Genomic DNA, 15993 nt, shown 5'->3' on the forward strand with positions numbered 1-15993 from the left:
AGACGCATGCCGGGATCAGACTGGTTTCAGGAACCGATCGAACCGGGACGACGGCAGGGAGGCACCATGTACCAAAGGATCTTTGCGGCACTCGACGGCAGCCGCAGTGCGCGGCTCGCGCTCGACGAGGCGATTGCGCTCGCCCGCGAGTCGGGCAGCCTGGTCATCGCCATGTGCGTGGTATCGGATGCGCCTCGGCTGGCCGACGTCGACAGCGGCTATATCGACCAGCGCGACCCGGCCGGACTGGACGCCGACAAGGCCGCGATCGCGGTCTCGGACGCGGAAGCCGCGTTCCAGCTGTCCGGCGTACGCGGCATCGCGCAAACGATCGACGCGTGCGGAGAGGACATATCGGACGTGCTGGCGCGAGCCGCGGCCGAATGCGATGCGGATCTGATCGTGATGGGCACGCATGGCCGGCGCGGCGTGCGCCGTGCATTGCTCGGCAGTGTTGCCGAATCGCTGGTGCGCATCGCGGACCGGCCGGTGCTGGTCGTACGGGAAGGGCCGGGCGCGTGTGCCGGCGTGCTGTGAGGGCGGCAAGACGCGGGCAGCCGCAAGCGGCTGCCCGTTTTTGCTTGCTCAGTGAGACAGCAGGACCGGCACCGTCATTGTCTCGAGGATCGTGCGAGTGACACCGCCGAGCACGCGTTCGTGCATGCGCGCATGGCTGTACAGGCCCATCACCAGCAGATCCGCATGCAGATCGGTCACCCGGTTCAGCAGCGTCGCGCCCACGCTCACCGACCGTTCGCGCGGCGTGGTCGAGAACGACGCGCGAACGCCGTGCCGTTCGAGATACGCGGCGACGTCGACGCCCGCCGGCGTCTTGTCCGGATCCGGTTGCCCGCGGGCGACCGTCTCGACGTTGACGAAGCGTGCGCGGGCGAGCAGCGGCAGTGCGTCGGCCATCACACGGGCGGCTTCGCGCCCGCCATCCCAGCCGATCAGCACGTTCTCGCCGAGCGTTCGCACGTCGCCCGCGTAGGGCACGACGAGCGCCGGGCGTCCGCTGCCCATCACGACATCCTCGATGAAATGGGGGGCCACGTAGGTCATGCGGTCGTCGGGGTTCTCCTGGCCGAGCACCAGCAGATCGGCGTGGCGCGCATGCAGGATCGCGGCCTCGGTCGAGTTGCCCGTCGGCGCTTGCCATTCGACGCTGCGTCCGGCGCGTTCGGCGGCGATCAGAAATTTCTCTTCTGCTTCCTTGCGTCGCTGGTCGCACAGGCGTTCGTAGACGGCCAGTTTCAGCGGTTCGTTCGGTCGCCGCAACGGCTCGAACAGGTCCTGGCAGACCACGTAGAGGCCGATCAGATGGGCGTTCCAGCGTCCCGCGAGTTCGAGCGCGAGGTCGACGCGCGTCGCACAGCGCTCGCTGTCGTCGAGATGGACGAGCAGGGTCTTGTAGCTCATGACGGCTCCTTTTCGGTTGATGCCGCGGTGGCCTCGGCAGACGCCTTCGCGGCGCAACTCGCCGGAATCATCAGGATCGGGCACTTGGCCTGACGCAGCACGCGCTCGGCCACGCTGCCGAGGAAGAGGCGCTGGAAACCGCGCCGGCCGTGCGTGCCCATCACGATCAGATCGGCGTTGATCTCGCCGGCGAGACCGACGATGCGTTGCGCGACGTCTTCACCCGCCGGCGCGACATTGGAGATCTGCGGCGTGCCGGCCACGTCGCGCGCCTTCATGCGCTTCGCCGCATCTTCCGTGACGCGCAGCCCTTCCTCGCGGAATGCGTCGATCAGGATCGACGGATCGTATCCGTACATGTCGTAGGCAGGCACGAGGAAATCGACGACGTAGACCGGGGTCAGCCGCGCACCCGTCTCCGACGCGAGGTTCAGCGCGGCGTCGAGTGCGCGGGACGACGTATCGCTGCCGTCGAGCGCAACCAGAATGTTCGAGTACATGACGTTTCCCTTGAACGGATGTTGATGCAATCATCATCGGCGCGCGTGCGCCGATCGCGCTGATCTGGATCAACCGTCGCGGTTGCCGCGCAGTACGCGCACCGCGGCGCGCGCCGCGACCCATGCTTCGTTGGTCGGCTCGACGACCACCGTGACCGCGCTCGACGCGGACGACACGACATGCGCATGGGCGGCATTCGCACGCGCGTCGAGCGCGATGCCGAGCCAGCCGAGCGACGCGCAGATCCGCTCGCGCAATTGAGCCGAGTGTTCGCCGATGCCGGCCGTGAAGACGAGCATGTCGAGGCCGCCGAGCAGCGCGGTCAGCGCGCCCGTCTCGCGCACGATGCGATGGACGTACAGCGCCAGCGCGTCGCGTGCCGGCACGTCGCCGGCCGCCTCGCACGCGAGCAGCACGCGCGGATCGCCGGACGCTCCCGACACGCCCTTGAGCCCCGACTCGTGATACAGCATGTGTCCCAGTGCGTTGCCGGACAGCTTGCCGACGTCGAGCAGGTGCAGGACGACGCCAGGGTCGAGCGTCCCGCAGCGGGTGCTCATCATCAATCCGTCGAGCGCGGAGAAACCCATGGTCGTCGCGACGCTGCGGCAGTCGCGCAGCGCGCACAGGCTCGCGCCGCTGCCGAGATGGGCGGCGATCACGCGGCCATGCGCACGCTCGCCGAACGATTCGGCGAGCGCGACGGACAGGTATTCGTATGACAGGCCATGAAACCCGTAGCGGCGCACACCCTGGTCGAACCATGCGTGCGGCAACGGCAGCAGCTGCTCGACGCGCGGCAGCGTGCGATGAAACGCCGTGTCGAACACGGCGATCTGCGGGACGTCCGGAAACGCGTCGCGCAGCGCGTCGATCGCATCCAGGCTGTGCGGCTGATGCAGCGGCGCCAGCGGCGTCAGCGTGCGCAGCGCGCGCAGCACGTCGTCGTCGACGACCACCGGCTCCACGTATCGTGCGCCGCCGTGCACGACGCGGTGCGCGATCGCGCCCAGCGCGATGTGCGGCAACTGCACGCGAATCCACATCGCGACCTGCGCGAGCACGGCGCGATACGGATCGCCCGCGACGAGCGGCAGCGAACCGTCCGGATCGGCATCGAAGCGGATCGACACGCCGTTGCCGGCCGCGACCGCCTCGCCGTCGTGCAACGGCCGGCGCACGGGATCGCCGTGCGGCGGATACGCGAAGATCGAGAACTTGACGCTCGACGAACCGGCGTTGACGACGAGCAGTGCGAGCGTGCGCATCGGCTAGCTCAGTGCGACATCAGCACCGGCAGCGTCATCGACGCCAGCACCGTGCGCGTCGCGCCGCCCATCACCAGCTCGCGCCAGCGCGGATGACCGTAGGCGCCCATCACGAGCAGGTCGGAACCCGTTTCATACGCGCGCGACAGCAACGTGTCGCCCACCGCCGAGCCGGTGCCGGCATCGATATCGAGCACGTTCACGTCGCGAGCGTGACGCGCGAGCATCAGCGCGGCATCGGCGGCCGGAATGCGCGTGGTCGCCGCTTCCGAGTCGCCGTCGACCACGGCGGCGACGGTCGTGCGCTTCGCGTGTTCGAGAAAGGGAATCGCATCGTGCGCGGCGCGGGCCGCTTCGCGGCTGCCGTCCCACGCGACGAACACCCGTTCGCCGATCGACGGGAACTCGCCGGTGTACGGCACGAACAGCACCGGGCGACCGGCGGACAACACGAGGTTTTCCGGAAACTGGTCGTCGATGAAGGTTTCGGGATCGTTCGGGTCGCTCTGGCCCGCGATCACGAGGTCGGCAAGCCGTGCGGCGCGCGGCATGGCCAGATTCGCGCGATCGTCGGCATGCACCCATGCGGCCGGCACTTTCGCGCGGGCCGTCTCCGCATGGAACAGGCGCTCCAGCGCGGCGCGCCGTTCGTCGCGCTGTTCGCGGTGCTCGCGGAAGTAATCGGCGGACCCGGCCATCACGTAGAACGAATGCGGTTCCGGTGTGTAGACCGCATACAGGCCGGTCAGATGCGCACCGAAGCGCCGGGCGAGACGCAACGCGAATTCGAGCCGCGAATGCGCGCGGGCGCTCGAATCGAGGTGCACGACTATGCTCTTGTAGCTCATCGGAATCGCTCCATCGACGGGGGAACCGCCAGTGCAATCCAGTCTACGGAGCAGGGTTTTCGCGCACTTGACTCAGATCAACGGCTCCCTTGCGCGATGCCCGCACAGTGAAGCGGTCGCGATGCCGATCCCGGGCAGGCGGCGCGAGGCGGGATGCCAACCCATTGACCGGATCGAAAGAGGAAAGCCGATGAGTACGTACGCTTTGACGACACCGAATGACGTTTGCCGCGCGGGCTGCGATCTCGCGTTGCGCATGGTCGCGCTGAACCGCGACTGGCAGCATGAATGGCACGCGCTGGCAGGGCGGCGCATCGAGCGCGATCGCGACGCGGTTCGCCACCTGCAGCAGGCGCTTGCGGACACGAAGGAGTGGACGGCCTTCGGCGAGGCGGCCCGGCAGGTGATGCGCGACTACGCGATCGCGAGCGTTGCGCTCTGGCAGGACGCCACCGAGCTGTGCATGCGCGCGCAATTCGAAAGCGCCGGCGCATGGCGCACCTGGGCGCGCGAATACGGCGCGGGCGCGCTGTCGCGATATCAGACCGACTGGTTGCCCGATCTGGAACGACTGGCCGTGGTCAACGAAGCCAGCATGCCGTGGGCGGACTGGATGACGGCGCTCGAGCGCGGGATCGAGGGCGCGAACGACGGGGCGCCGGTTGCCGTGCGCCGCCCGAATGGCGCGACCGGCGCACCGGAGAACGACCATGTGCGCTGACCGCGTCGCGTTCGTCACGGGCGGAATGGGCGGCCTGGGCGCCGCGATCAGCCGGCGCCTGCACGATGCCGGCATGACGGTGGCGGTGTCCCATACGGAAGGCAACGATCACGTCGCGACGTGGCTCACGCACGAACGCGAGGCGGGCCGGACGTTCCACGCGTTCGAGGTCGACGTCGCCGACTACGATTCGTGCCGGCAATGCGCGTCACGCGTGCTGGCCGAGTTCGGACGTGTCGACGTGCTCGTGAACAACGCCGGGATCACGCACGACGCCACCTTCGTGAAGATGACCAAGAGCATGTGGGATGCGGTGCTGCGCACCAACCTCGACGGCATGTTCAACATGACGAAGCCGTTCGTGCCGGGGATGATCGAAGCCGGCTTCGGGCGGATCGTGAACATCGGCTCGGTGAACGGTTCGCGCGGCGCATACGGGCAGGCGAACTACGCGGCCGCGAAGGCCGGCATCCATGGTTTCACGAAAGCGCTGGCGCTCGAACTCGCGCGCCACGGCGTCACGGTCAACACGGTGGCGCCCGGCTATCTGGCGACCGCGATGCTCGAGACGGTGCCGAAGGAAGTGCTCGACACGAAGATCCTGCCGCAGATTCCGGTCGGCCGCCTTGGCAATCCTGGCGAAATCGCCGAGCTCGTCGCGTTCCTGTGTTCCGACGCGGGGGCTTTCGCGACCGGCGCGGAATTCGACGTCAACGGCGGCATGCACATGCGATGAAAGCATCCATCACGCACTTGCCGATCGAGCACGAATCGATGCGGCCAACGGGTAAGAACGAACCGGCGTCGCGCTCGGCAGAATGCGCGCCGGTCCGCACGTCGCCCGCCGAACAATGGAACCGCGCCGCGCATGCGGACGTGGCCGCGATGACCTTCGGGCTGTCGCCCGTGTCGATGGCGCTCGCCATGCTCGACTGGGGCGCGCATCTGGCCGTGTCGCCGGGAAAATGCTTCGAGCTCGCGACGCAGGCGTGGCTGGCCGCTCTCGCGCCGGCCGCAAGCCCGGGCGACGGCGGGGCCGACGATGCCGACACGAGCGGTCTGACCGTGCACGCCGGGCAGTCCGATCCGCGCTTCGCCGCGCCCGCGTGGTCCGGCTGGCCGTTTCGCGCGTATCGCGACGGCTTCCTGTCGGTCCAGCGCTGGTGGCGCGACGCGACGCGCGGCGTGCCGGGCGTCGAACGGCATCACGAGGAACTGGTCGGATTCGTTGCACGGCAGTGGCTCGACGCGTGCTCGCCGGGCAATTTCCTGGCGACCAACCCGGTCGTGCTCGACGCGACGATGCGCAGCGGCGGCGCGAATCTCGCAGCCGGCTTGCGCCACTGGCTGGACGACGCGAACGCGTTGCTCGATCGCACGAGCGGCACGCGCGCCCGCGACACACGCGGCTATCTGCCGGGGCGCGACGTGGCGATCACGCCGGGCCGCGTCGTATGGCGCAACGCGCTGTGCGAGCTGCTGCAATACGACCCGACGACGCCCGCCGTCGCACGCGAGCCGATCCTGATCGTGCCGTCGTGGATCATGAAGTACTACATTCTCGACCTGCAGCCGCACGATTCGCTGATCCGCTTCCTGGCCGATGCCGGCTACACGGTGTTTGCCGTGTCGTGGCGCAATCCGGGCGCGGAGGCGCGCGAGCTCGGGCTCGACGATTACCTGCGCGACGGGTGCATGGCGGCGCTCGACGCCGCGCGGTCGATCTGCGGCGAAGCCGTCCACGCGGTCGGCTACTGCCTCGGCGGCACGCTGCTGGCGATCGGCGCGGCGGCGCTCGCGCGCGACGGGCGGCAGCACGAGGCATTGCGGTCCGTCACGTTGCTGGCGGCCCAGACCGATTTCAGCGAACCCGGCGAACTCGGCCTCTTCATCGACGCGAGCGAACTGTCCGCGCTCGATGCGCTGATGTGGCGGCAGGGCTATCTGGACGGCGCGCAGATGTCCGCCGCGTTCCAGCTGCTGAATGCGCGCGACCTGATCTGGTCGCGCATGATGAGCGAATACCTGCTCGGCACGCGCACCAAGCCGAACGACCTGATGTCGTGGAACGAGGACACCACGCGCATGCCGTACCGGATGCATACGGAATACCTGACGCAGCTCTTTCTCGACAACGATCTCGCGGCCGGCCGCTACTGCGTCGACGGGCGGCCGGTCGCGCTGTCGGACATCGACGTGCCGACGTTCGTGGTCGGGACCGAACGCGATCACGTGTCGCCCTGGCGCTCCGTCTACAAGCTGCATCTGCTCACGCACCACGCGCTGACGTTCGTGCTGACATCGGGCGGCCACAATGCCGGCATCGTGTCCGAGCCCGGGCATCCGGGGCGCCACTATCGCTGCGCGACGCGCGAGCCCGGCGCGCCTTATCGCAGCCGGCACGACTTCGTGCGCGAAACGCCCGTGATCGACGGATCGTGGTGGACGTGCTGGCGCGACTGGCTGCGCGCGCATTCGTCGGGCGACGTGCCGGCCCGCGTGCCGGCCGCCGGCTTCGGCGCGGCGCCGGGCGCGTACGTGCTCGAGACATGAACATGAGCCTGCATCCGGAGGTGTCCGTCGGCGCGCGCCTGCCCGGCCTGTTGTCGCGCGCGGACGACGAACTGCCCGAGTTGATCGCGCGTGCGCGCCATGCGCCGCCGCTGACGGTGGCCGTCGTGCATCCGTGCGACACGGCCAGTCTCGTCGCGCTTGCCGCGATCAATGCGTCGCCGCTGGGTGCGGCGATCGAGCCGCTGATCGTCGCGCCGCGGGCGAAGGTGTCGCGCGTGGCGGACGAAGCGGGCGTCGATCTGGCGAAATGGACGATCGAGGACGTGCCGCACAGCCACGCGGCGGCAGCCCGTGCAGTGGCGCTCGCGGCGTCGGGCCACGCCGGCGCGCTGATGAAGGGCAGCCTGCATACCGACGAGCTGATGGGCGCGGTGGTCGCTGCGGAATCGGGCCTGCGCACCGACAAGCGCATGTCCCACTGTTTCCTGATCGAGGCGCCCGCCTATCCGCGCCCGTTCCTGCTCACCGACGCGGCCGTCAATATCGCGCCAGATCTCGCACAGAAGGCGGCCATCACGCAGAACGCGATCGACGTCGCGCATGCGCTGGGCGTTGCGTGCCCGCGCGTGGCCGTGCTGTGCGCGGTCGAGACCGTCAATCCGGCGATGCGTTCGACGCTCGACGCGGCGGCCCTGGCGAAGATGGCCGAGCGCGGGCAGATCGCGGGGGCCATCGTCGACGGCCCGCTCGCGTTCGACAACGCGATATCGCAGCGGGCCGCGCGCGAGAAGGGGATCGACTCGCCGGTTGCCGGCCGTGCCGACATCCTCGTCGTGCCCGATATCGAAGCGGGCAACATGCTCGCGAAACAGCTCGAATACCTGGGCGGTGCGGCGAACGCGGGCGTCGTCGTGGGCGCGCGCGTGCCGATCGTGCTCACGAGCCGCGCCGACGGCGTCGCCGTGCGCGTTGCCTCCTGTGCGCTCGCGGTATTGCTGGCACAGGTCCGGCATGACGCCGCCCCGATACCTGAACAGGCTCCCCTTTCGATGGAGGAATCGCGATGAAAGCACTCGTTTATCACGGCCCCGGGCGCAAGGCGCTCGAACGGCGACCCAAACCGGAAGTGCAGTCGCCGACCGACGCGATCGTCCGCGTGACGCGCACGACGATCTGCGGCACCGATCTGCACATCCTCAAGGGCGACGTGCCGACGTGCGAACCGGGCCGCATTCTCGGCCATGAAGGCGTGGGCATCGTCGAGCAGGTCGGCGCCGCGGTCGATTCGCTGAAGCCGGGCGATCACGTGCTGATTTCGTGCATCTCGTCGTGCGGCCGCTGCGAGTACTGCCGCCGCGGACTGTATTCGCATTGCACGACCGGCGGCTGGATACTCGGCAACCGGATCGATGGCACGCAGGCCGAGTTCGTGCGCATCCCGCATGCACCGACCAGCCTGTACCGGATTCCGGCCGGCGCCGACGAGGACGCGCTCGTGATGCTGTCCGACATTCTGCCAACCGGATTCGAATGCGGCGTGCTGAACGGCAAGGTGCAGCCGGGCTGCTCGGTCGCGATCGTCGGGGCGGGGCCGATCGGGCTGGCGGCGTTGCTGACCGCGCAGTTCTATTCGCCCGCGCGGATCATCATGATCGACCCGGACGGCAACCGGCTCGAGGTCGCGAAGCGCTTCGGCGCGACCGACTGCTTCGACGGCAGCAGCGGCGACCCCGTGGCGGACGTGCTGAAGCTGACCGACGGCGTCGGCGTGGATTGCGCGATCGAAGCGGTCGGCATTCCGGCGACGTTCGAGATGTGCACGTCGCTCGTGGCGCCCGGCGGGGTGGTCGCGAACGTCGGCGTACACGGCGTCAAGGCCGACCTGCACCTCGAGAAGCTGTGGGATCGCAACATCTCGATCACGACGCGGCTCGTCGACACGGTCAGCACGCCGATGCTGCTCAAGACCGTGGGCGCGGGGCGCCTCGATCCGACGCGCCTGATCACGCACCGCTTCTCGCTCGACGACGTGGAGCGCGCGTACGACACGTTCGGGCGCGCCGCGCAAACCCATGCGTTGAAGGTCATCATCGAAGTCGGCTGATCGACGGGCCGCGCGCGGCAGTAGCTGGGGAGCGGAGTCCCCGCTTCCCGGGCCGCGCAGCAGGCGTTTCGCCGGCGATTCGCCGGCAGTCGCGGTCAGGAAGGCAGCGCGGCGGGTTCCTGCGTGTTGCCGGATTCAACTTCGTCCAGATCGACGCACTGCTCGTAGGTCGGCACCTCGCACTGCCAGTGCAGGCTCTCCGAGATGCGCCGGCGCATCGCATCCGCTGCGGCGGGCTCGCCATGCGTGACGAACGTTCGCACGGGCGCGCACTGCATCGTGCCGAGCCACTTGAGAATCTCTTCGTAGTCGCCATGTGCCGACAGCGTCGTGATCGACTCGACCTGCGCGCGCACGCGAACGTATTCGCCGTGAATCTTCAGCGTCGGTTCATGCGCGGCCAGTGCCGCGCCGCGCGTGCCGGCGGCCTGGTAGCCGACCAGCGCGATCGTGTTGCGCGCGTCGGGCGCGTAGCGGGTCAGGTGATGCAGCACGCGCCCGCCGGTCGCCATGCCGCTGCCGGCGATGATGACCATCGGGCCGTGGTGTTCGGCAATCGCCTTCGACTGGTCGACCGACCGGATCATCGTTGCCGCGTGGCCGAGCGCGTTCGCTTCGGACACGGTCAGGCGGTGCTCGAGGATATGGTGGCGGTAGATATCGGTCACGTCGGTCGCCATCGGGCTGTCGAGGAACACCGGGACGCGCGCCATGCGGCCGGACGCCTTCAGCCGCGCGATGTAGTGCAGGATTTCCTGCGCGCGGCCGACGGTGAAGCAGGGCATCACGACGACTCCGCCGCGCGCGAAGGTCTTGTCGAACATCGCGGCCAGTTCGTTCTCGGGATCCGACGCCGGATGCAGCCGGTCGCCGTATGTCGATTCCACGACCAGATAGTCCGCATGCGCGGGCGGGCGTGGCGGCTGCATGATCGGGTCGTGATACCGGCCGAGGTCGCCCGAGAACGCGAGCACCTTGTGATCCCAGTGCATCACCACGCTCGCCGCGCCGAGGATGTGCCCGGCCGGCAGCAGGCGGAACGACACGCCGCCGCCCAGCGCCGTGCATTCGTCGAACGCGACGGGCTTCAGCAGGCGCAGCGCGCGCTGCGCGTCGTCCAGCGTGTAGAGCGGTTGCGCCGGATGATGCTTCGAGTAACCGTGCCGGTTCGCGAAGTCGGCTTCCTCCTCCTGCAGCCGCGCGCTGTCGCGCAGCATGATGTCGCAGAGTTCGGCCGTGGCCGCCGTGCAGTACACCGGCCCGCGATAGCCTTCGCGCACCAGCACCGGCAGGTAGCCGCTGTGATCGATGTGCGCGTGGGTGAGCACGACCGCGTCCAGCGTGTCGGGCGCGAGCGGCAGCGCGCGCCAGTTGCGCAGCCGCAGGTTCTTCGTTCCCTGGAACAGGCCGCAATCGACCAGGACGCGCCGGCTGCCGTGCTCGACCAGGTATTTCGAGCCGGTCACCGTTTCGGTCGCACCGAGAAAAGTCAGTTTCATGGATTGTCTCACCGGGAGTCGACGGAACAGTAAGTCGATTACATCCCGAACGCGCGAGCGGCGATTGACCGAAATCAGGAATTGCGGAATCCCCGTGCCGCCGGCCGGGCAAGATGCCCGGACGGCGTGCGGGTTGACGAGGATCAATCTCCGGCCCCAGACGCGGCAGGATAGTGATCCTGCATGCGCGATGCGTATCGGCATCACGAGTCCATCGGGATGAACCCATCATGACGTTGATCGCCAATCTGGATGGTGCCGGGCACCTTTACCGGCTGTGCTTCGTCCGCTCGCCGTGGGCGTGGTTCACCTGCTTGCCGCTCGACGAGCAATGCGGCGAGCGCTGGGCAGACGTGCCGTATCAGAATGCCGCGAAACCGCCGTACAGCGATTCGCGCGCGCAATTGCTCCGGGTCGCGTTCGACGCGCCGAGTCTGTTGCCGCCCGAGGCCGGGCGGCACGGGCATGCGTGGAGCGTCCAGCAGATCAACCACGGCGCGGCGCCGTGGCTGCGCAGCGAGGATTTCGTCGATGCGCTGACGCTGACGGTGCCGGCCGGCGCCACGCTCGCGACGTTCGTCGAACGGATCGCGGCCGCCGGCGGCACCGTCTACGGGCCGCTCGGCTGGGCGGAATTGCCGCCGTGGCAGCGGCCCGATATCGTGCCGCAGACGGGCTGAATGGGACAAAGCCGGGCGGAACGGGGTTGAATGCCCGTGCGACCCGTGCGTCAGCCCGCGTTTCCCCAGCCGCCGCCGAGCGCGACGTAGAACGCAACCGTGTCCTGCAGGCGCTGCGCGACCGTCTGCAGCCATGCAATGCGGGCCTGATGGTATTGCATGTCGGCGACCAGCAACTGGACGTAGCCGGCGATCCCCGCGTCGTAGCCGGCCTGCGTGAGCCGCAGCGCGTCACGCGCCGCGACCATCGCGCGCGCCTGCGCATCGAGCGCCGCCGCGTCGTTGGCAAGCGCGCGCAACGTGTCGGCCACCTGCGAGAACGCTGACAGGACAACCTGCCGATAGGCCGCATCGGCTTCGTCGTACGCGTCCTGCGCGGCGCGGCGCTGGTTCAGCAGCGTGCCGCCATGAAAGATCGGCGCGGTGAGCCCGGCGCCGACACTCCATGCACGGCCGGCCGGCGCGAACAGCTTGCCGGCGACGGCGCTGTCGAAGCCGCCCGATGCGGACAGCGTGAGGTTCGGATAGAGCGCGGCCGTCGCGACGCCGACCTGCGCGCTGGCCACGTGCAGCTGGGCCTCAGCCTGCAGGATGTCGGGGCGGCGGCGCACCAGCGACGACGGCGCCGTGTCGGGCAGGCTCGCCGGCAGTTCGATCCCGTCGAGCGACAGGTCCGGCGTCCGCCAGTCGACCGGGTAGCGGCCGGCCAGCAGCGCGAGCAGATCGTCGGCCTGCGCGCGTTTCTGGTCGAGCGCGGGCAGCGCCGCCTCGAGCGACGCCCGCTGCGATTCCAGCGTCAGCACCGCGACGTAGGCCGCTGCGCCGGCGGTCACCTGCGCACGCGTCAGACGAATCTGCTCGTCGAGCAGGCCGATCATTTCGCGCGTCGCCGCGGCTTCGTCGTGATAGGCCGCGCGCGCGACCATCGTATTGACGACGTTCGCGGTCAGCATCAGGTAGGCGCCCGCCAGCGCCTGCCGTTGCGCGTCGACGTCGGCCGCGAGCGCTTCGACCTGGCGCCGTTCGCCGCCCCACAGGTCGAGCGTGTAGCTGACCGTCGCCGACAGCGTGAACAGGTTGAAGATCGACGCCGGCACCGCCTGGCCGGTGCGCAGCGGCGTGGCGCGCTGGCGCGACGCGCCGGCCTGCGCATCCACCTGCGGAAAGAAGATCCCCTGGCCGGCCCGCAGCGCGTGCTCGCTGCGCCGCAGCGTCGCTTCGGCGAGATCGAGCGTGGGGCTGCCGGTCAGCGCCTCGGCGACGGTCGAGTCGATCGCGCGGCTGCCGAAGCGCGTCCACCAGTCGCGCGTGAGCGCCACGTCCGCCGACAATGCCTGCGTCCGGCCACCGCCGCGCCAGGAGCCCGACGCCGCGCCCGGATCGTCCGGCGGCACGAAGCGCGCGACGCGCGGCGCGGGCGGCGGCACGAAGTTCGGCCCGACCGTGCATCCGGCGAGCAGCACGGCGACGGCCAGCGCGCCGGTTACCCGGCGCAGCGCGGGCGGGCAACGGGCCCCGTTATTTGCCTGCGACGTAGACATCGACGATCTGCCCGGGAAACAGCCGCACATTCCTGTTCGGCACGATACGGAAAATGACCGGCAGCACGCGCACGTCGACGCGCTCGGTGCGCTGGTCGGACAGCTCGATCTTCGGCGTGACGTACGGCTGCACGCGCACGAACTGGAGATCGGCCTCGACCGACGTGCCGCGCACGAACATGTGCGCCTTCAACGCATGCAGGTCGGGTAGCTGGTGGATCAGGATTTCGTCGATGTAGCAGCGCACCTGCAGGCGGTCGACCGGCGTGCCGAGCACCACCGCTGGCGTGCTGCCCCGCGTATATGTGTCGTAGAGCCCCTGCGAGGTCAGGTAGGCTCCCACGGCCGCGTTCATCGCGAGGACGGTGCCGTCCGCCGGCGCACGCAACGTGTAGCGCGCGAGCAGGGCGGCCGCCGCGTCGGCCGCGCGCCGCAGCGCGATGGCCTGCGCTTCCTGGTTGCGCACGTCGTAGCGCCACGCGCCGGCCTTGGTCAGACGATACTGCCGCGTCACGACGTCCAGGTTGGCCGCCGCGACGCGAACCGTGTTCGCGGCCGTGTCGAGTGCATCGCGGCTGACGGCTTTCGGATCGATGTCGTACGCGTGCCGCTGCTTGTCGTACTGATCCTGCGCGAGCTTCAGGCTCGCCTGCGCGGCCGTGGTCTGCGCACTGGCCACGTCGAGCACCTCGCGGCGCGGCTGGGCCTTCAACTCGTCGAGCAGCGCGGCGGCCGCGTCGGCCTGTGCGGCCAGCTGGGCGGCGGTCGCGCGCTGCACCGAGTCGTCGATCGTCAGCAGCGCGTCGCCGGCCTTCACCGGATCGCCGTCGTGCACGAGGATGCGCGTCACCGCGCCCGAGACGTCCGGATAGACGTTCACGTTCGCACCGGCCGGCTGCTCGCTCTCGACGATGCCGTTCGCATAGACGCCGCGCGCATACGGATTGGCCGCCGGCTTGAATACCGGCGGTTGCGGCGGCTCCTGGCGGCTGTATAGCCATGCGGCGGCGACGCTTGCCAGGAAGCCCAGCACGGCCGCCACGAACACGAGCCGGTGTTTCATCGCGCACCTCCGCGCTCGATGCCGTTCAGCTTGCCGTCTTCCATCCGCAGGATGCGATCCGCGTACTCGAAGATCCGCGCGTCATGCGTGACGATCACGATGCAGCGCGTGTCGTTGAGCACCTCGTGCTTGACGAAGTCGATGATCATGCGGCCCGTGTCGCCGTCGAGCGACGCGGTCGGTTCGTCAAGGATCAGCAGGTCGGGCTGGCTGACGATCGCGCGCGCGATCGCGACGCGCTGCTGTTCGCCGCCGGACAGCTTCACGGGCGGCAATTGCGCGCGGTTCGCGAGCCCGACGGCGTCCAGGTACGCGCGCGCTTCCTTGATCGCGTCGTCCCACGGCCGGCGCTTCAGGATCAGCGGAATCGCGACGTTCTCCGCGGTCGTGAGCCGCGGGAACAGGTGGTAGTCCTGGAACACGAAGCCGATCCGGTTCAGCCGGAAATCGGCGATCGCGTCGTTCGGCTGCGCCCACAGATCGACGCCGTCGATCGACACCGAACCGTCGTCCGGCCGCAGGATGCCGGAGATCACGCTGAGCAGCGTCGTCTTGCCGCTGCCGGACGGCCCGACGATCAGCAGCATCTCGCCGAAGTTCGCCTGCATCGACACGTCGCGCAGCGCCTGCGTGCGCGCGTCGCCGTCGCCGAACCATTTGCTGACGCCGCGCGCGTCGATCGCGATGCCGGCCATCGTCATCCCCGGAAGATGTCGAACGGCTCGATGCGCAGCACGCGCCGCACACCGAGATAGCTCGAGATCGTCGCGATCACGACGACCATCCCGAACGCGAGCGACAGGTTGCCGTACGTGACGAGCGCCGCATAGTCCGGAATCCGCAGTTTCGCGAGACTGATCATCAGCACGCACAGCCCGACGCCGATGCCGTAGCCGGTCAGCGCGGTGAACGTCGCCTGGAACAGGATCATCGCGACCAGCTCGCGGCTCTTCGCGCCGATCGCCTTCAGCGCGCCGAACTTGTCCAGGTTCTCGAGGATGAATGCATAGAACGTCTGCCCCGAAATCGACAGGCCGATGATGAAGCTGATGATCGTCATCAGCATGATGTTGGTGCCGAGCCCCGTCTCGTACTTGTAGAAGCGCGCGATCTGCGCGATGAATTCGTCGCGCGTGTACGCGCGATAGCCGAGCGATTGCACGACGGCCTTGATGTGGGCGACGTCGGCATCCGACTTCGGCTCGACGAGGATGTACGAGGTCGTGAAGCGCGGCGACGGAATGTAGCGGATCGCGCGCGCATAGGTGGTGTAAAGCGTCGGCGTGCCGAACAGTCCGCTCGCGGCGACCTTCGCGATGCCGACGATCACGCCGCGATGATCGTTCAACTCGAAATCGGTGCCCACGGACGGATTCTCGAGCTTCGTAAATTCGGGATCCTGAATCGCGATGAAGCCGTTTTCCGCGTAGATGTCCTCGATGCGGCCTTGCAGCATCGTCGGGCGGCCGAGCAGGCTGGCGTCGTCGAGGCCGACGACCGTCACGGCCTGGTAGGTGCCGGAACGCAGCTTGACGAGCGCGCCGCCGGAATAGAGCGGCACCGCATACTTGACGCCGTCGATGCTGCGCACGGCGTCGAGCACGTAGTCGGGCATGCCGATGCTGTTCGCGATCGTCTTCACGGCCGGGTCCATCACCCAGACCTTCGCGCCGATATTGATGACCGACGCCGACGACTTGTTCAGGATGCCGGCGAACAGCGATGTCATCTCGATCATCAGCAGCACCGAGAACGTGATGCCGACGGTCAGCGCGGTGAATTTCGCGCTGTCGTTGACGAGCAGCTTGAACGCGAGACGGAGAATGCCGTTCATG

The 15993-nt window shown here is 68.7% G+C and carries 16 protein-coding genes; 7 read left to right on the plus strand and 9 right to left on the minus strand.

Annotated elements, in window-relative coordinates:
- Positions 1-66 precede the first annotated feature (66 nt).
- Positions 67-537, plus strand: coding sequence for a universal stress protein (locus WI26_RS28170; protein WP_059540648.1), 471 nt, complete (start codon positions 67-69; stop codon positions 535-537).
- 48 nt (positions 538-585) lie between these two features.
- On the opposite strand, the gene WI26_RS28175 is transcribed toward WI26_RS28170, so the two are convergent.
- The 4 genes from WI26_RS28175 to WI26_RS28190 form a co-directional block, all read right to left on the minus strand.
- Positions 586-1419, minus strand: coding sequence for a universal stress protein (locus WI26_RS28175; RefSeq protein WP_069228028.1), 834 nt, complete (start codon positions 1417-1419; stop codon positions 586-588).
- Positions 1416-1919: a universal stress protein gene (locus WI26_RS28180; protein ID WP_069228029.1), complete on the minus strand. Its 504-nt coding sequence runs from the start codon at positions 1917-1919 to the stop codon at positions 1416-1418. The genes WI26_RS28175 and WI26_RS28180 overlap by 4 nt, the downstream gene beginning before the upstream one ends.
- Before the next feature lie 69 nt (positions 1920-1988).
- The gene (locus WI26_RS28185) at positions 1989-3188 is read right to left on the minus strand and encodes an acetate/propionate family kinase (protein WP_069228030.1); all 1200 of its coding nucleotides are present in this window, start codon (positions 3186-3188) and stop codon (positions 1989-1991) included.
- A gap of 8 nt (positions 3189-3196) precedes the next feature.
- A complete protein-coding gene (locus WI26_RS28190; RefSeq protein ID WP_059540642.1) occupies positions 3197-4036 on the minus strand; it encodes a universal stress protein in 840 nt (279 codons plus the stop codon).
- 190 nt (positions 4037-4226) lie between these two features.
- Between WI26_RS28190 and WI26_RS28195 the strand changes: the two genes are divergently transcribed.
- From WI26_RS28195 to WI26_RS28215, 5 genes are read left to right on the plus strand one after another with little or no spacing between them, the layout of a single operon-like run.
- On the plus strand, positions 4227-4757 hold the full coding sequence (locus WI26_RS28195) for a hypothetical protein (RefSeq protein WP_059593831.1): 531 nt from the start codon (positions 4227-4229) through the stop codon (positions 4755-4757).
- Complete coding sequence (locus WI26_RS28200; protein WP_059505354.1) at positions 4747-5493, plus strand: beta-ketoacyl-ACP reductase; 747 nt, start codon at positions 4747-4749, stop codon at positions 5491-5493. Before WI26_RS28195 ends, WI26_RS28200 begins: the two co-directional genes overlap by 11 nt.
- The gene (locus WI26_RS28205; protein WP_069228031.1) at positions 5490-7310 is read left to right on the plus strand and encodes a PHA/PHB synthase family protein; all 1821 of its coding nucleotides are present in this window, start codon (positions 5490-5492) and stop codon (positions 7308-7310) included. Before WI26_RS28200 ends, WI26_RS28205 begins: the two co-directional genes overlap by 4 nt.
- Positions 7307-8338, plus strand: coding sequence for a bifunctional enoyl-CoA hydratase/phosphate acetyltransferase (locus WI26_RS28210; RefSeq protein WP_069228032.1), 1032 nt, complete (start codon positions 7307-7309; stop codon positions 8336-8338). Before WI26_RS28205 ends, WI26_RS28210 begins: the two co-directional genes overlap by 4 nt.
- Positions 8335-9375, plus strand: coding sequence for a zinc-dependent alcohol dehydrogenase family protein (locus WI26_RS28215; protein WP_069228033.1), 1041 nt, complete (start codon positions 8335-8337; stop codon positions 9373-9375). The genes WI26_RS28210 and WI26_RS28215 overlap by 4 nt, the downstream gene beginning before the upstream one ends.
- 95 nt (positions 9376-9470) lie before the next feature.
- Here WI26_RS28215 and WI26_RS28220 read toward each other — a convergent pair whose 3' ends face one another.
- The gene (locus WI26_RS28220; protein WP_069228034.1) at positions 9471-10874 is read right to left on the minus strand and encodes an MBL fold metallo-hydrolase RNA specificity domain-containing protein; all 1404 of its coding nucleotides are present in this window, start codon (positions 10872-10874) and stop codon (positions 9471-9473) included.
- A 230-nt stretch (positions 10875-11104) separates the two neighbouring features.
- On the opposite strand from WI26_RS28220, the gene WI26_RS28225 reads away from it, so the two are divergent.
- Positions 11105-11554 (plus strand): hypothetical protein, encoded by a 450-nt coding sequence (locus WI26_RS28225; RefSeq protein WP_069228035.1) that lies wholly within the window; start codon positions 11105-11107, stop codon positions 11552-11554.
- Positions 11555-11604: 50 nt separating this feature from the next.
- On the opposite strand, the gene WI26_RS28230 is transcribed toward WI26_RS28225, so the two are convergent.
- Genes WI26_RS28230 through WI26_RS28245 form a run of 4 tightly spaced genes read right to left on the minus strand, consistent with a single transcriptional unit; the run spans position 11605 to position 15992 of the window.
- Complete coding sequence (locus WI26_RS28230; RefSeq protein ID WP_069228036.1) at positions 11605-13095, minus strand: efflux transporter outer membrane subunit; 1491 nt, start codon at positions 13093-13095, stop codon at positions 11605-11607.
- Entirely contained in the window at positions 13073-14158 is a 1086-nt protein-coding gene (locus WI26_RS28235; RefSeq protein ID WP_059511390.1) for an HlyD family secretion protein, read from the minus strand. Before WI26_RS28235 ends, WI26_RS28230 begins: the two co-directional genes overlap by 23 nt.
- Complete coding sequence (locus WI26_RS28240) at positions 14155-14859, minus strand: ABC transporter ATP-binding protein (protein ID WP_069228037.1); 705 nt, start codon at positions 14857-14859, stop codon at positions 14155-14157. Before WI26_RS28240 ends, WI26_RS28235 begins: the two co-directional genes overlap by 4 nt.
- A complete protein-coding gene (locus tag WI26_RS28245; RefSeq protein WP_054315773.1) occupies positions 14856-15992 on the minus strand; it encodes an ABC transporter permease in 1137 nt (378 codons plus the stop codon). The genes WI26_RS28240 and WI26_RS28245 overlap by 4 nt, the downstream gene beginning before the upstream one ends.
- Position 15993 lies beyond the last annotated feature (1 nt).

It is taken from the genome of Burkholderia diffusa (genome assembly GCF_001718315.1).
GTDB lineage: Bacteria > Pseudomonadota > Gammaproteobacteria > Burkholderiales > Burkholderiaceae > Burkholderia > Burkholderia diffusa_B.

Excerpts from the sequence above, each read along its gene's own strand:
- WI26_RS28195 (WP_059593831.1), top strand. The coding sequence starts at position 4,227 with ATGAGTACGTACGCTTTGACGACACCGAATGACGTTTGCCGCGCGGGC.
- WI26_RS28225 (WP_069228035.1), top strand. The coding sequence starts at position 11,105 with ATGACGTTGATCGCCAATCTGGATGGTGCCGGGCACCTTTACCGGCTG.
- WI26_RS28190 (WP_059540642.1), bottom strand. The coding sequence starts at position 4,036 with ATGAGCTACAAGAGCATAGTCGTGCACCTCGATTCGAGCGCCCGCGCG.
- WI26_RS28200 (WP_059505354.1), top strand. The coding sequence starts at position 4,747 with ATGTGCGCTGACCGCGTCGCGTTCGTCACGGGCGGAATGGGCGGCCTG.
- WI26_RS28180 (WP_069228029.1), bottom strand. The coding sequence starts at position 1,919 with ATGTACTCGAACATTCTGGTTGCGCTCGACGGCAGCGATACGTCGTCC.
- WI26_RS28210 (WP_069228032.1), top strand. The coding sequence starts at position 7,307 with ATGAACATGAGCCTGCATCCGGAGGTGTCCGTCGGCGCGCGCCTGCCC.
- WI26_RS28230 (WP_069228036.1), bottom strand. The coding sequence starts at position 13,095 with ATGTCTACGTCGCAGGCAAATAACGGGGCCCGTTGCCCGCCCGCGCTG.
- WI26_RS28220 (WP_069228034.1), bottom strand. The coding sequence starts at position 10,874 with ATGAAACTGACTTTTCTCGGTGCGACCGAAACGGTGACCGGCTCGAAA.
- WI26_RS28175 (WP_069228028.1), bottom strand. The coding sequence starts at position 1,419 with ATGAGCTACAAGACCCTGCTCGTCCATCTCGACGACAGCGAGCGCTGT.
- WI26_RS28245 (WP_054315773.1), bottom strand. The coding sequence starts at position 15,992 with ATGAACGGCATTCTCCGTCTCGCGTTCAAGCTGCTCGTCAACGACAGC.
- WI26_RS28240 (WP_069228037.1), bottom strand. The coding sequence starts at position 14,859 with ATGACGATGGCCGGCATCGCGATCGACGCGCGCGGCGTCAGCAAATGG.
- WI26_RS28235 (WP_059511390.1), bottom strand. The coding sequence starts at position 14,158 with ATGAAACACCGGCTCGTGTTCGTGGCGGCCGTGCTGGGCTTCCTGGCA.
- WI26_RS28215 (WP_069228033.1), top strand. The coding sequence starts at position 8,335 with ATGAAAGCACTCGTTTATCACGGCCCCGGGCGCAAGGCGCTCGAACGG.
- WI26_RS28185 (WP_069228030.1), bottom strand. The coding sequence starts at position 3,188 with ATGCGCACGCTCGCACTGCTCGTCGTCAACGCCGGTTCGTCGAGCGTC.
- WI26_RS28205 (WP_069228031.1), top strand. The coding sequence starts at position 5,490 with ATGAAAGCATCCATCACGCACTTGCCGATCGAGCACGAATCGATGCGG.
- WI26_RS28170 (WP_059540648.1), top strand. The coding sequence starts at position 67 with ATGTACCAAAGGATCTTTGCGGCACTCGACGGCAGCCGCAGTGCGCGG.